This window comes from Nocardioides sp. (assembly GCF_036274455.1).
Classification (GTDB): Bacteria; Actinomycetota; Actinomycetes; order Propionibacteriales; family Nocardioidaceae; genus Nocardioides.
This window is the reverse complement of sequence record NZ_DASUFR010000193.1, coordinates 1-14761: the sequence shown is the minus strand read 5'-3', so window position 1 is coordinate 14761 and position 14761 is coordinate 1. Positions and strand designations below refer to the sequence as shown.

The window sequence follows — 14761 nt, the reverse complement described above, 5'->3', positions numbered from 1 at the left end:
CAGCCCGGACACCCACGCCACCACCGCGCATCGAGCCCGTCGAGATGTCCGCAGCCCGGACACCCACGCCACCCCCGCTCATCGAGCCCGTCGAGATGTCCGCAGCCCGGACACCCACGCCACCACCGCTCATCGAGCCTGTCGAGATGTCCGCAGCATCGGCTCCCAGGCCACGCTGCGGTGGTCTCGACAGGCTCGACCGGCGCTGGCCCGGTCCCGGCCCACGCTGCGGTGGTCTCGACAGGCTCGACCGGCGCTGGCCCGGTTCCAGGCCACGCTGCGGTGGTCTCGACGGGCTCGACCGGCGCTGGTCCGGTCCCGGCCCACGCTGCGGTGGTCTCGACACGCTCGACAAGCGCTGGCCCGGTCCCGGTGCGCCGGTCGTGGCCCGGTTCCTCGCGATCGACCTTTCGCTCAGATCACGCCTGGAGGTCGACCCCGCACTTGTCCTTGGCGTGCTTGTTGATGTTCTCGCCGGCCTTCTCGAAGGCGTCGGTGTCGAGCGCCTGGATCTCCTCCATCAGGTTTTGGAGCGCGGTCATGTCCACGCCGTCAGGGATCTGGCCGCTCTGCAGGCTGGCCATGTCGTCGTCGTCGAGCCCGGCCTTCTTGATCGCGGCGACGAGCTTGTCGACACCCTCGACGAGGACCTTCCAGTCGTCCTTGATCTCCGAGGGCGCCTCGTCGGCCAGGTCGTGCATCGTGTCGACGGTCTTCTCGATGTCCTTCAGGTCGCCGCCCTTGATCGCGTCGACGTCCTTCTTGGCGGACTTGAGGTCGCCGCAGTAGTCACCGCCGCCACTGGCACTGTCCCCGTTGTCGTCACCGCACGCCGTCAGCAGGCACAGGCCGAGGGCCGCCGCAGCGACGGCGGAGAGGATGCGCTTCACGTCTTGTCTCCTGGTCTCCGGGTCCGGCCTCATCGTCGCGAGGCCCCTGAAAGGGTGTCACGTGCGCCCAGATCGCCCGGACACCAGCACGCTGGGACGTCGCGAGAAACCTACCTGTTCCCCGGGAACCTAGTCCCCCCACCCCATCGGAAAGACCTCGAAGGCGGCGGCGAAGGCCACGCCCATCCGCTGGCCGGACTGACGCGCGAAGCCCTCGAGGAACTCCCGCGGGTCGAAGTGCTCCCACCCGAGTCCGTCGATGTAGGCGCGGTGCGCCTCGAGGGAGGCGACCCCCGCGTCGAAGGTGTCGGTCGTGTCGACCCCGTGCTCGGCCTCGGGCGAGCCGAACGCCCAGACAGCGCGTACGCCGCCCCAGGGTGCGAGCCCCCCGGACTCGACCTGGTCACGGAAGATCCAGCGGTTGCCCGCGTCCCGCACGGCGTCGATCACCGCGCGTCCGGTCGCGATGTGGTCGGCCTGGTTGAACGTCCGGCCACCCCAGGTGTCACGGAAGTTGCCGGTGATGACGACCTCGGGCCGGTGCCGGCGCACGGCGGCCGCGATCACCTCACGCAGCCCCACGCCGTACGCCAGCACTCCGTCGGGCTGCCCCAGGAACTCGACGGTGTCCACGCCGACTGCCGCCGCCGAGCGGCGCTCCTCGTCCTCCCGGACCCGGCGGCACTCCTCGGGGTCGAGGCCGTCGATCCCCGCCTCGCCGCTGGTGACCATGCAGTAGACGACCGTCTTGCCCTGGCCGGTCCACCGCGCGACGGCGGCGGCGGCCCCGAACTCCAGGTCGTCGGGGTGCGCGACGACGCAGAGGGCGCGCTCCCAGGTCTCGTCCAGCGGGGTCAGCGGGGGCGGGCGGTCGACCACGCTCTCCAGCCTGCCATGCGGGCGCCGTGGTTACCGTGAGTTCGTGTCCGGGCCGGCGTTGCGCGAGGTGAAGGACGAGCCCGGCGCCTCCCGCCCGGGGACGCGGCCCGACGCGCTCGTCGCCGTCGCCGACCGGCTTCTCGACGGGGCCGTGGTGGTGCTGGCGACCTGGACGGTGGTCTACCACGCCAGCCTGCTGCTCGGCCTCCGGTCGACCACCGCCCTGCTCCTCGAGCTGGTCCTGCTCCTGGCCGCAGCCGGGCTCGGCGTCCTTCTCCCACGGTCCGGGCGGCGGCCGGTCGCCGGCCCACTGGCGCCGGAGCAGGCGACGCCGCTGCGGTGGGACCGCGCCGCCATCGTGACCGCGGTGGCCGCAGCCGTCGCTGCGCTGGCGATGGCCCTGGACGTTCCGTGGCTCCTGGTCTGGCCGGCGTGGCTCGTCGCGGGCGTCGCCGGCACCGTGTGTGCCGTCACCCGACACCGGGGCGCGGGCGAGGGTCCGGAGCGGGAGCATGGACCCTCGGCCGTCGAGGTGTGGGTCGTCGTCGCCTGCACCGTGGGGCTGGCTGTCTTCTCGACGGTGGTCCTGCGGCCCAACCCGGACGACCTCTTCTACGTGAACTGGTCGCAGTGGGTGGCCCAGCACGGCGAGTTCCCGCTGCGGGACACGCTCTACTCCGACCTCGGCTTCCCGCTGTCCAACTGGCCGCCGATCGCGTCCTACGACGGCCTCGTCGGTGCGCTCGCCCACCTCTTCGGCACCCCGGCCGGCACGGTGGTCTACATCGGGGTCCCACCCGTCGCCACCGTCCTGGCGGTGCTCGCGCTCTGGCGGCTGCTGCGTGCCTGGCGCGTCGAGCACGTGGTTGTCGCGTTCGTCGCCGCGCTGGCCTTCCTGATGCTCGACGGCACCTCGTCGTACGCGACCCCGGGCAACCTGTTCGCGACCCGGCTGTGGCAGGGCAAGGTGATCCTGGCCTGTGTCGTGGTGCCGGTCCTGCTGGTGCACCTCCTCCGCCAGGCCGAGCGACCGTCCCGGGCGCGGGTGGGGTTCCTCTTCCTGTGCGGTACGGCGGCCGTGGCGCTGTCCACCACGGCGATCTTCGTCGTCCCGGTGGTTGCGGCCGCCGGCGCGGCTCCCCTGCTGCGCACCAGCCGCCGCGCGGCGATGGCGGCGTTCGCGGCCGCGGCCGCCTACCCGGTCGGGGCCGGCATCGTGACGCTGGCCCTCGGCGGCCGGTCCGCCGACGACTTCGGGCTGCGCCGCCAGTACCGCTTCGACCCGTCGTGGTTCGGCCACCAGGTCTTCCTCACCGGCCCGATGGCACTGCTTGCCGTCGGCGCCGTGCTGCTCGGAGCCCTGCTCGTCCCACACCCGGCAGCGCGGGTCACCACGGGGGTCGCCGTGGTCGTGGTCGGACTCACGTTCGTCCCGGGTGCCTCCCGGCTCACCTACGACGTCGTCGGCCTCGGCCCGACCCTGTGGCGGCTCACCTGGGCGTGCACGGTCGCCGCGCTGGTCGGCGCCGGCGCCTCGTGGGCAGCTGCCCGTCTCCGGCGGGCCGGTCCGCGGTCCGTCGTCGCCGCCGGGCTCGCCGGCACCGCGCTGCTCGCCGTGTTCGGCGCGCCGATCTGGGGCGAGGACGCCAACTCGAGCTTCGCCGCGCCGCCGCACTGGCAGCGCGGCCCGGCATCCCGCGCGGCCGCGGCCTGGCTGGTCCGGCACGCGCAGCCACCGAGCCCGGTGCTCGCTCCGGACGGGCTCTCGATCACCGTCGTCGTGACCCAGACCGACGTGAACGTGGTCGCCCCCCGGGACTACTACCTCGACTACCTGCGCGACGACCCGGACTTCCACTTCGACGCGCGGCTGCTGCTGTGGCGGTTCGCCAACGCGGACCCGACGGCCGCTACCCCTGACGTGGCCCCTGCGCTGGACCTGCTCGACGTCAGGGCGGCCTGTCTCTACCGCGACGATCATGCGGCCGCACACGTGCTGCTCGCCGCCGGATACGACCGAGGGCTAGTGTCCAAGAACTACCGCTGCTTCCGCCGATGAGGGCTCCGGGAGAGGTGAGGAGGCTGCTGACCTGAATGTTTCCCCGCAGTTCGGGCACTCGCTGGGTAATGGATGGCGAGGCCCCGAGAGCGTGGGCACCGAGACCTCACCGGCTCATGGGCCGACGAGGCTGACGACAAGGGGTGCAGATGCGAATCATGGTGTTGGGCGGGGACGGGTATCTCGGCTGGCCGACGGCGATGTACCTCTCCTCCCGCGGCCACGACGTGGCCGTGCTGGACAGTGCCGTGCGGCGTCAGTACGACGAGGAGCTGGGCTCGGGGAGCCTGGTGCCCATCGAGTCGCTCCGCACGCGCGTCAAGGCGTGGCGGGAGATCACCGGGGCGGAGCTCGTGTGCTACCACGGCGACCTCACCGACGCCGACTTCACCCACGACGCCGTCAAGACCTTCCGCCCCCACGCGGTGGTGCACTTCGCCGAGCAGCGCGCGGCGCCGTACTCGATGATCGACCGCAAGCACGCGGTCTACACCCAGACCAACAACATCGTCGGCACGCTCAACCTGATGTACGCCGTCGGTGAGGTCGACCGCGACATCCACATCGTCAAGCTCGGTACCATGGGCGAGTACGGCCAGCCCAACATCGACATCGAGGAGGGCTGGCTCGAGGTCGAGCACAAGGGCCGCACCGACCGGGTGCTCTACCCGAAGAAGCCCGGCAGCTTCTACCACCTCTCGAAGGTCCACGACTCCCACAACCTCGAGTTCGGCTGCCGGATCTGGGGGCTGCGGGTCACCGACCTCAACCAGGGCGTCGTCTACGGCCAGCAGACCGAGCAGACGGTCCTCGACCCCCGGCTCGAGACGCGGCTCGACTACGACGCGGTGTTCGGGACGGTGCTGAACCGGTTCGCGATCCAGGCGGTGCTCGGCCTGCCGCTGTCGGTCTACGGCGGCGGCTCGCAGACCCGGGCGTTCCTCGACATCCGCGACACGGTGCGCTGCATCGAGCTGGCGTGCGAGAACCCTGCCGAGGCCGGCGAGTTCCGCGTCTTCAACCAGGCGACCGAGCAGTTCTCACTCGAGGAGCTGGCCAAGCTCGTGGCCAACTCGTTCCCGGGCGGTGTCGAGGTCGAGCACCTCGACAACCCGCGGGTGGAGGCGGAGAACCACTACTACAGCTTCGTGCACACGGCGCTGGAGTCGCTGGGTCTGGAGCCGCACCTCCTCGGGGACACTCTGCTCACGTCGATGTACGGCATCATCGAGAAGCACAAGCACCGCGTCGACCTCGACCTCCTCGCGCCCAGCGTGCAGTGGCGCGAGGCGCGCGACCGCGTGGCCCTGTGAGGTTCCTGGTCACCGGCGGCGCCGGCTTCATCGGGCGGCACGTGGTGGCCGAGCTCCGCGAGCGCGGCCACCACGCGGTGGTCGCCGACAAGCGCGACCTGGCCGGGGTGGACGTCCTGGGCGATCTCCGCGAGGGCACCGTGCGGGAGGCTGCGGTGGACCCGCGGCTCGACGGCATCGTCCACCTCGCCGCCGAGACGTCGGTGCTCGGCTCGGTCGCGCGACCCGGGCTCGTCCACGAGGTCAACGTCGAGGTGACCGCGGCGCTGGTGGAGCTGGCCAGGCAGCGCGGCGTTGCGGCGTTCGTGCTCGCGTCGAGCAACGCCGTGGCCGGACCGCACGACGGCGCGATGACCGAGGACGTCCCGCTGGCGCCCCTGACGCCGTACGGCGCGACGAAGGCGGCGGCCGAGATGGTGCTGTCGGGCTACGCCGGTGCCTATGGGCTGCGGGTGCCGAGGCTGCGGCTCGGCAACGTCTACGGGCAGGGCATGGTCGACAAGGACAGCCTGGTGCCGCGGCTGATGCGCGCCGCGGCGGACGGCACGCCGATCGAGATCTACGGTGACGGGCTGCAGGTCCGCGACCTGGTGCACGTGCGTGACGTGGCCCGGGCCTTCGTCCTGGCGGCGGAGGACTGGCCGAGCGGTCCGGTGATCATCGGCAGCGGTAGCTCGATCACGGTCCTGGACATCCTCGCGGCCGCCCGGGAGTGCACGCAGCGGCCGATCGAGGCGGTCCATGTCGAGGCCAAGGCGGGAGAGATGCGAGCGGTGGTCCTCGACACCTCCCTGGCCCGCTCGCGCGGCTGGGAGCCGGAGCTCTCGCTGGTCGAGGGGATCCGGGACGCCTGGGCGGACTTCGCTCCCGTCCCCTCCTGAGGTCGCCTCGCAGGACACGCCCTGATGGTCGCCGTCGGTTGCCTCGTCGCGGGGCTGACCGTCGTGGTGACCCTGGTGCGCTGGGCGGTGTGGCGCTGGCTCGCGGTGCTGGCCGCCCTGCCCGTGGTGTCGGCGGGCTGGCTGGGCGAGGTCACGCCGGGGTCGGCGGCCACCCTGGTCGTCGCCGGTGTGGCTCTCGCCATCGTCGCGTGGCGGGCCCGGCCGCCCGCGCCTGCGCTGGCGGCGGCCGTCGTCGTCGCGGCGCTGGCCGTGGCCACCTTCTGGCTGGTCGGTGACGATCCGTGGCGGCTCGGCCCCGGGCTGTGGGGCGCGCTGCTGCCCGGGGTGGCGCTCGCGCTCGCCGCGGCGGCCGGGCTGGGCCGGGCCGCCGGGTCACCGGTGCGGCTCCCCTGCCTGTGCTGGGTGATCGTGCCGGCGGCGCTCCTCGTCGGCTGCGACGTGGACGGGCTCACCGCCGTGGCCTGGTGGCCGGCGGCGGGCGCACTGGGACTGACCGGGCTGCTTCGCGGGCGGCGTGGCGGTGCGGTCTCTCGTCCCCAGGCCGACGACGTCGACCGCGCAGCCCTTGAGCGGTTCGCAGCCGAGCTGGACCGGCCCCTGGCTCCGGTCGTGCTGGTCATCGCCGCCTACAACGAGGCCGCCGGCCTCCCCGCGGTGCTCGCGTCGCTTCCGCCGTCCGTGGCGGGACTGCCGCTGGACGTCGTGGTCGTCGACGACGGGTCCTCGGACACCACCGTGGCGGCGGCGCGGGCCTCGGGCCGGGCCTGCGTCGTCGAGTGCCGCGCCAACCGCGGCCAGGGAGCCGCGCTCCGGCTCGGCTACCGGGTCGCGCGCGAGCACGGGGCGGCGTACGTCGTGACCACCGACGCCGACGGCCAGTACGACGTCGGCGACCTGCCCGCCGTGCTCCAGCCCCTCGTGGACGACCGGGCGGACTTCGTCACCGGGTCCCGGCGGCTCGGCGTCCAGGAGAACCGGGACGTCGTGCGGCAGGCCGGCACCTACGTCTTCGCGTGGCTGACCAGCCTGCTGGTCGGCCGGCACCTCACCGACACCTCGTTCGGCCTGCGGGCCATGCGCGTCGAGGTGACCGGGGCGGTGACCCTCAACCAGCCGCAGTACCAGTCCGCCGAGCTGCTCATCGGCGTCGTCTCCCACGGCTTCCGGGTCCTGGAGGTGCCGGCGACGATGCACGTCCGCTCGGCGGGAGCGAGCAAGAAGGGCGGCAACCTGGCCTATGGCTGGCGCTACGCCCGGGTCGTGCTCGGCACCTGGTGGCGCGAGGGCTGCCCCGCACCGCTGGCCGAGAGAGCACCGGTCCTGCGACCCTCGAGGGGTGCGTCTGATGGCGTGGCGTGACCACCGCCCCTTCCTCGTGCTCCTGGGGGCCGGGGCGGCGCTGCGTGTCATGGTCCAGCTGGCGTTCCCGCCCGCCTTCGTGTTCAGCGACGGCCCCGGCTACCTCGGCCTCGTCGACGACCTGACGCCCTCGTCCTACCGGGTGGTCGGCTACGGTCTCGTGCTCCGCGCACTGTCCTGGGTCAGCGACGGTGTCTGGCTGGTCGCGGTCACCCAGCACCTGCTCGGGCTCGCCACCGCCGTGCTCGCCTATGTCCTCCTCAGGCGCTGGGGGGTGGGCAGCTGGGTGGCGGCCATGGCCACGGTGCCCGTCCTGTTCGACGGGATGCAGCTGGTGCTGGAGCACTCGGTGCTCAGCGAGGTCGTCTTCAACCTGGTCGTGCTGGCCGGCGTCGGCGCTCTGGCCTGGCACCGAAGGCCGCAGCTCTCCACGACCGTCCTGGCCGGGCTGTTGCTCGGAGCCGCGGCCTGCGTGCGCCTGGTGGGGCAGCCGCTGCTCGCTGCGGCTGTCGTGTTCTGCCTCCTGGCTGCTGCCACCTGGCGAGACCGGCTGGTCCACGCCGTCGTCGTGACAGCCGCGTTCCTCGTGCCGGTCCTCGCCTACGCCGGGTGGTACCACCACGACCACGACGCGTGGGCGCTGTCGGACTCCGGCGGCCGCGCGCTCTACATGCGCACCACCGCGTGGGTCGACTGCAGCCGGTTCACGATGCCGGACTACGAGCGGCCGCTCTGCCCGGAGCAGCCCGTGGGCCACCGCCTGGACCCGACCGAGTACGGCTGGCACACCCCCGACGCCAGCCACGACCTCACCCCGCCCGACGGGGTGAGCGTCGACGATGCCATGCACGACTTCGCCGTGCGGGCGATCCGCGCGCAGCCCTGGGACTACGCGCGCACGGTGCTGAGGGACGTCGCGCTCAACTTCTGGCCCACCAGGGAGGACCGCTACGAGTACGACACCGCTGACAAGTGGTCGTTCGCGCGGTACGTCGACCGCGAGCAGCTGACCGGCTTCACCGAGCCCGCCTACCGGTCCCACGGCGGCAGCCTGCCGACGGTCCACCAGCCCGGTGCCTCATGGCTGGCGACGTACGGCACCAAGGCCTACCTGTGGGGTCCGGCCCTGCTGGCGCTCTTCCTGCTGGCCATCGCCTCCCTCTTCGTCCCAGGACGGCGCTCTGCCCCCAGGCGCAGCGTCATCGCGCTGCTCCTCATGGTTGGCGGGGGCCTGATGGTGGCGCCCGACGTGACCGCCGAGTTCGTCTGGCGCTACCAGCTCCCGGCGATCCTGCTCGTCCCGATGGCGGCGGCGCTGGGCTGGACGCGGATGCGGTCTCCTCGTCAGGAGGGGACAGCGGCGACGCCCAGCACGGACTGGCCGAACGGCGGCCGGACCCTCCGCTCGACGAACCGGGTCGTCGGCACCAGCCAGCGGTCGTAGGCACGCACGAGGCGGGGGTTGGGGCTGCCGACACCGCCGCGGCGCACGGTGGCCCACCAGGCGAGGCCGCCGAGCAGGTTGACCGGGCGGACGTGCACCGGCCGCAGCCCGGCTCGCTCGAAGGCCTCGGTGAGCGTGGCCGGCGTGTAGCGGCGTACGTGCCCGACCAGCCGGTCGAACTCGCCGTAGAGCTGTGGGTAGCCCGGCACGAACATCACCAGCCGGCCACCGGGCTCGACCAGCCGGGCCAGCCGCCGCAGGGCCTCCGCGTCGCCCTCGATGTGCTCGAGGACGTTGATCGCCACGACCGCGGAGACCGGTCGGCCGATCTCGAGGGTCTCGGGGTCGTCGAGGTCGAGGCGACGGGCCTCGACCTCGGCCCGGTCGGCGAACCGCTGCGCCATCGCGGCGACGGCGCCGGGGTCGACGTCGGTCACGACCAGCCGGTCGAGGTCGTCGAGCTGCGCGGCGAAGTCCCCGACCCCCGCCCCCACCTCGAGGACCGAGCGGCCGCAGTGCGGCGCGATCAGCTCGAGCTGGTAGGCGCGGTAGCGGCGCCGGTCCTCGGCCGCGCCGGCGTCCTCGAGCCCGCGCCCGGTCGCCTGGCTGAACGCCCCCTCTCCGCTCATCGTGCCTCCGCCTGCGTGGGCTCGGCGTCCAGCTCCTCCAACCTGCCGAACAGCCGGTCCAGGAGCAGGTAGCGCACCAGGAACATCACGACGTAGACCCCGAGGAACGCGGCGGCGACCAGCGTGGTGCGGGTCGCCGCGGTCGAGTCGGACAGCGCCGCGTCGACGGCCCGGGTCACGACCGCTGCCAGGGCCAGGGTCCCGAGGATGATCACCGCGTAGGGCAGCAGCTCCCGGCGTGGATGGATCCGCCCCGAGCGGCGCCACGTCCAGCGCCGGTTCAGCCAGAAGTTCGGCACCGCCCCGCACAGCCAGGCGATCACCGCCGACGCCGCCGCGGGCAGGTGCAGCACGGCGTAGCAGAGGATCAGCGCGAGCTCGCTGCACCCCGCAGCGACCACGGACCCGGCCGTGTACGTCGACACCTTGCGCCACCACCGGTTGTCGGTGGGCGCAGCGGACGACGACCCGAGCACCATCGGTTCAGCCTACGGTCCGCGCCACTTCGACTGGTCCCACGTGGAACCGATACCCAGGCGGCGTCCCGGTCACGTCCGACGGGTCAGGCCATCACCCCGGTGGACTGCCAGTGCAGCCCCGGGAACACCTTGGGGACCGAAGCGCCGAACCGGCGGGAGACGATGTCGGCCAGCACCTGGCGGTAGTCGGTGGTGACCGTCAGGTCGGCCTCGTAGGAGTTGGCCAGCCCGGGCCAGCGACCGTGGTAGCCACCCCGGACCCCGGCGCCGGCGACGAACATGACGTTGCCGTAGCCGTGGTCGGTGCCGTTGCTGTCGTTCTCGACCACCCGGCGGCCGAACTCGCTCATCGTCACCAGCGTGACCTTGCTCTCCTGCGTGCCGAGGTCGTTGAGGAACGCCGCCATGGCCTGCGCGAGGTTCCTGGCGTTGTTGGCCATCCACCCGCCGTCGGCACTGCCCATGTCGGTGTGCATGTCCCAGTCGCCCTGGTCGACGGTGATCACCTCGACGCCCACGTCGCCGCGGATGATCTGGGCGGCGGTCGCCAGCCCCTGCCCGACGTCGGTGCCCGGGTAGTCGCCGCGGTTGTCCTCGGCCGCCTGCGCGGGTCCGAAGGCGTCGATGGCTGCGAAGGTGTCCCGCATGCTCCGGCCCAGGGTGGACTTCTCTGAGTTCCACATGATCTGCAGCGACGCCCGGCGCCGGCCCTCGCGGTCGTTGCCCGGCAGCTCGACGTCGTCGGCCCGGCCCGCCGACATCGTCGGCGCGGGCCCCACCAGCGACGTCGGGATCGTGCTGGAGCCGGCGCTGAACCCCTGCAGCGGTGACCCGCCGGGCGTGCCGGCCACGAGCCGGTTGAGCCAGCCCACACGAACGCTCGAGCCCGGGTCGGCGTCCTCCATCTCCTCCATCGCCGAGAAGTGCGACCGGTTGGCCACCGGCAGGCCGGTGGCGTGGACCGCCGCGAGCTTGCCCGCGGTCCACAGCGGCTCCAGGTCCGTCATGGCCGGGTGCAGCCCGAAGAAGCCGTCCTTGACCAGCAGCCGGTCCGACGGGACCGCGATCCGCGGCCGGGCGGCGTAGTAGACCGGGTCGCCGTGCGGGACGACCAGCGAGAGCCCGTCGGCCGCACCGCGCAGCGACAGGACGACCAGCACCGCGGACGCGCTCTGCGCGCGCGCCGGGGACGCGGTCACGACCGCGCCGCCGACCATCGTGGTCGCGCCCGCCAGCGCCAGGGCGCCGCCGAGGAACCCGCGGCGGGAGACCTTGCCGTACGTCGCGGCGTGCATCGCGGCGTACTCGTCGCAGCAGAAACCGCCGGTGCCTCGGGTGTGGTCAGTGGTGGTCATGTGGGTCACCGGCTCAGGTGTTCGGGAGAGTCGAGGATGGTGGTCAGCAGCTGCGGGAACCGCCACTTCACCAGGTCGGAGTCCTTGTCGACCGGGTCGTAGGGCTTGACGTCGACAGCCGTGCAGCAGGCCTTCAGCAGCCTCTTGCTCGACTCCCGGTGCAGCAGCTCGGCGCACAGCCGGTCGACGAGCTCGTCGAAGCGCGGGTGCGCACCACCCAGCCACTGCTCGGGCTTGCGGTACTTGGTCGCCTGGTCCGCCCAGCCGGCCGAGGCGCCCATGTGGAACCGCATCGACGCCATCAGCCGGGCCGGCGAGGACCACGACTCGTTGTCGATCGGCTGCCCGTTGGGCTGCTCCCACGAGAACGGTGCGATCCCGATCGAGTCGGCCTGCCACACCAGCGACTGGAGCGCGGAGTCGTCGGCCTCCTCTCCGCCCGCGGGCTTGGCGAGCTTCACCCCGAGCACGCGGTAGGTCGCGACGACGTCCTCGCCCGGGTCGCGCACCTTCTTGTCGTGCGCGTGCTGGAAGGCCGGGGACGCGACCAGGGCCCGCAGCACGGGGACGATCGCGGTGTCGTTGTCGAGATAGACCTTGGCCAGGTGCCGGACCAGCGCCTTCGACGGCTTGTCGTCGATGAACTTCACGCACAGCTTGTAGGCGAGGTGCTGGGCGGTGTCCTTGTGGCGGGCGAGGTAGCGCAGGTAGGCGGCGGTGGTCGCCTTGCCGACGATCTTCTTGTTCTTGTCCCTGAACCCCTTGACCTTCACCTTGCCGCGGTAGTGGTCGTCGGCGTTGTACTTCGGCCGCCAGGTCTTCCAGTAGTCGACCGAGTAGCCGGTGAGGATCCGGGCGGAGTTGACCACGTCCTTCTCGCTGTAGTTCCCGACCCCGACCGTGTGGAGCTCCAGCAGCTCTCGGCCGAGGTTCTCGTTGGGGTGGTCCTTGGTCGACTCACCTGCGTCGAGGTAGATCAGCATCGCCGGGTGCGTGGTGGTGGCCCGCAGCAGGTCGTCGAACCGGCCCAGCGCGTGCTTGCGGATGGTGTTGCCGTAGTCGACCCGCCAGGTGAACTGGGGGTCGCCGCTGGCCGCGACGTGGAGGTGGTTCTCCCAGAACTCCGTCATCACCTCCAGCAGCTGGCGCCTGGAGGTCATCCGCCGCATCAGCACGTAGCGGGCGTAGTCGTCCATGACCTCCCAGCCACCCTCGATGCCGTCCCGCTGGCGCTGCCACAGCACCGCGGGGCTGAGGTGGAAGCTGGGCCACCAGTGGGCGAGCTTGTCTGCCTTCTTGTCCTTGATCGCCTTGGGGTTGAGCTGGCGCTCGAACCAGCGCTGCGCTCCCCCGGCCTTGCGCACCTCCTTGGCCAGCGTGGGAGTGATGCCGTAGGAGAACCGGCTGACCAGGTGCCGGTCGGCCCTGGACAGGAGCGCTGGGGCGCCCTTGTGCTTGCGTGGCGCGTAGCCGCCGAGCTCGTCTGGATCGGCGCTCGCGCGGCCTGCGGTCCCGGCCAGGGCGGCCGCGGCCAGGGCGCCGACGGTTGCGGTACGGCGCGGCACGGCGTCGCGCGTGGGGGCAGCGGTCATGGGGGGTGGCTCCCGAGGGTTGATGGCTGGGGGTCCGTCGGGACCCTGGGGGCGGTCACACGCTAGCGGTCCGGACCGCTGGCCCGCGGGCGACACCGGAAAATCGGCTCTCCTGACGCTTTCGTCGGTGGGCGAGCGACCACTCCGGGCAGCGGTGACCTTTCAACCGGTCTGGGCCGCCCACGGGTTCACCGACCACCGGCGCCTCGCTGGAAAACGCTGGGGGCGACCGGTGGAAACCGGTCGCCCCCAGCTGTGCGTGTTCAGTTGTGGCCGCAGGTCACGGCTGGCTGCTGATCCGGGTGGTCGGGGCCAGGGCCGGGTCGTACGGGTCGTGCGCCTGCAGGTAGGTGACCAGCGAGTCGATGTCGAGCCCGCCGATCAGCTTGTTCGTGCCCGCCTTGAAGGTGGGGAAGTTGTCCCCGCCGTCGGACAGGAAGTTGTTCGCCACCACCCGGTACGTCGTACCGTCGACCAGCGGGACCATCGCCGTGGCCGGGTTGCCGTCGTCGTCGACGAGGACGTCCCCGAAGATGGCGTTGCCGGTGCCGGCGGCGTCGCTGGCGTCCCAGGTGTAGCTGATCCCCGACACCTGGAGGATCTTGTTGAAGGTGACCGTCGACTCGTTGCCGCCGTTCCACTGCTCGTTGAGGATCGCCTTGATCTGCGCTCCGGTCAGGTCCATCGAGACCACGAAGTTGTTGAACGGCTGCACATTGAACGCCGCACCGTAGGTCACATCACCGTTGGCGTTCTCGACGAGGTCGGCCCGGATGCCGCCGGGGTTCATCAGGGCGATGACCGGCGCCTTGCCGTTCTGGACGACCGTGGGGTCGGCCTTCTGGGCGTCGGCGATCAGGTTGCCCAGCGGCGAGTCACTGCCGTCGGCCTCCTGGGTCTTCGAGACCGTGGTCGGCGGCGTCCCCGCGCCGACGGGGCTGATGTGGCCGATCACCTTGTTCTCGATCGGCGCCACCAGGGTCTTGTAGGTCGAGACCAGGGTGGCCACCTTCTTGGACTGCTTCTGGCCCGCCGAGTTGGCGTTGATGATGTTCTCGGCGAACGCGGCCGGCCGGACGATGTCGTGCGTCTTCGGGTCGATCAGGAAGTGCAGCTTGGTGACCATCCGGCCGAACGACGACGCGCTGGTGAACAGTCGCGGCTTGCCCTTCGGGTCCTTGACCACGCAGTTGTAGGGCTGGTGGGTGTGGCCGCTGACGACCGCGTCGATCGCCGGTGAGAGGTTCTGGGCGATCGCGAGCCCCGCGCCGCTGACCCCGGAGCAGCTGTTGTAGGCGGTCGGGTCGGCCGGGGTGACCCCCTCGTGGAGCAGCACGATGATCGACTTGACGTGCTTCTTCTTCAGCTTGGGGACGAGCGCGTTGGCGGTGTCGACCTCGTCGCGGAAGTCGACGGAGGCGATCCCGGCAGCGCTCACGATGGACGGCGTGCCTTCGAGGGTCATGCCGATGAAGGCCACCTTCTGACCGCCGACCTTGAAGATCTGGTAGGGCTTGAACGGCGTGGGCCGCGGGTGGCCGGCCGGGTTCTTCCAGAAGACGTTGGCCCCCAGGTACTTGAAGTCGGCGCCCTTGAAGTCCTGGGTGCCGGGGCAGGAGTCCTGGCCGTTCGCACCGGCGCCGTCGGGCAGGCAGCCGCCCTTCTGCATGCGGAGCAGCTCTGTCACGCCCTCGTCGAACTCGTGGTTGCCCACCGAGGTGACCTGCAGGCCGACCTCGTTCATCAGCTCGATCGTCGGCTCGTCGTGGAAGGCCGCGCTGACCAGCGGGCTCGCGCCGATGAGGTCGCCGGCGCCGACGGTGAGCGTCTGGCGGCCCTGCGACTTGGCCTCGGCGCGCA

General features: G+C 71.8%; 12 protein-coding genes. 5 read left to right on the top strand and 7 right to left on the bottom strand.

Features of this window, described 5'->3' with window-relative positions:
• Nucleotides 1-419: 419 nt before the first annotated feature.
• Together VFV89_RS19235 and VFV89_RS19230 are read right to left on the bottom strand one after the other, a co-directional pair.
• Complete coding sequence (locus tag VFV89_RS19235) at nt 420-890, bottom strand: hypothetical protein (protein WP_329707584.1); 471 nt, start codon at nt 888-890, stop codon at nt 420-422.
• A 129-nt stretch (nt 891-1019) separates the two neighbouring features.
• Complete coding sequence (locus VFV89_RS19230) at nt 1020-1769, bottom strand: PIG-L deacetylase family protein (RefSeq protein WP_329707583.1); 750 nt, start codon at nt 1767-1769, stop codon at nt 1020-1022.
• Between the two features lie 43 nt (nt 1770-1812).
• Here VFV89_RS19230 and VFV89_RS19225 point away from each other — a divergent pair, with 43 nt between their 5' ends.
• The 5 genes from VFV89_RS19225 (at nt 1813) to VFV89_RS19205 (ending at nt 8846) form a co-directional block, all read left to right on the top strand.
• A complete protein-coding gene (locus VFV89_RS19225; RefSeq protein WP_329707582.1) occupies nt 1813-3828 on the top strand; it encodes a DUF6077 domain-containing protein in 2016 nt (671 codons plus the stop codon).
• Between the two features lie 149 nt (nt 3829-3977).
• Complete coding sequence (locus VFV89_RS19220) at nt 3978-5141, top strand: NAD-dependent epimerase/dehydratase family protein (RefSeq protein ID WP_329707581.1); 1164 nt, start codon at nt 3978-3980, stop codon at nt 5139-5141.
• A complete protein-coding gene (locus tag VFV89_RS19215; protein ID WP_329707580.1) occupies nt 5138-6022 on the top strand; it encodes an NAD-dependent epimerase/dehydratase family protein in 885 nt (294 codons plus the stop codon). The genes VFV89_RS19220 and VFV89_RS19215 overlap by 4 nt, the downstream gene beginning before the upstream one ends.
• Nucleotides 6023-6046: 24 nt before the next feature.
• The gene (locus VFV89_RS19210) at nt 6047-7402 is read left to right on the top strand and encodes a glycosyltransferase family 2 protein (protein ID WP_329707579.1); all 1356 of its coding nucleotides are present in this window, start codon (nt 6047-6049) and stop codon (nt 7400-7402) included.
• A complete protein-coding gene (locus VFV89_RS19205) occupies nt 7389-8846 on the top strand; it encodes a phospholipid carrier-dependent glycosyltransferase (RefSeq protein ID WP_329707578.1) in 1458 nt (485 codons plus the stop codon). Before VFV89_RS19210 ends, VFV89_RS19205 begins: the two co-directional genes overlap by 14 nt.
• Here the strand turns inward: VFV89_RS19205 and VFV89_RS19200 are convergent.
• The 5 genes from VFV89_RS19200 to VFV89_RS19180 all read right to left on the bottom strand — a co-directional run.
• Nucleotides 8747-9475: a class I SAM-dependent methyltransferase gene (locus tag VFV89_RS19200; RefSeq protein WP_329707577.1), complete on the bottom strand. Its 729-nt coding sequence runs from the start codon at nt 9473-9475 to the stop codon at nt 8747-8749. The genes VFV89_RS19205 and VFV89_RS19200 overlap by 100 nt on opposite strands.
• On the bottom strand, nt 9472-9954 hold the full coding sequence (locus tag VFV89_RS19195; RefSeq protein ID WP_329707576.1) for a GtrA family protein: 483 nt from the start codon (nt 9952-9954) through the stop codon (nt 9472-9474). The genes VFV89_RS19200 and VFV89_RS19195 overlap by 4 nt, the downstream gene beginning before the upstream one ends.
• An 83-nt stretch (nt 9955-10037) precedes the next feature.
• Nucleotides 10038-11309 (bottom strand): DUF1501 domain-containing protein, encoded by a 1272-nt coding sequence (locus VFV89_RS19190; protein ID WP_329707575.1) that lies wholly within the window; start codon nt 11307-11309, stop codon nt 10038-10040.
• A 5-nt stretch (nt 11310-11314) separates the two neighbouring features.
• The gene (locus VFV89_RS19185; protein WP_329707574.1) at nt 11315-12901 is read right to left on the bottom strand and encodes a DUF1800 domain-containing protein; all 1587 of its coding nucleotides are present in this window, start codon (nt 12899-12901) and stop codon (nt 11315-11317) included.
• 280 nt (nt 12902-13181) lie between these two features.
• Nucleotides 13182-14761: bifunctional metallophosphatase/5'-nucleotidase (locus tag VFV89_RS19180; protein WP_329707573.1), on the bottom strand; the 1580-nt coding region annotated here is incomplete at its 5' end.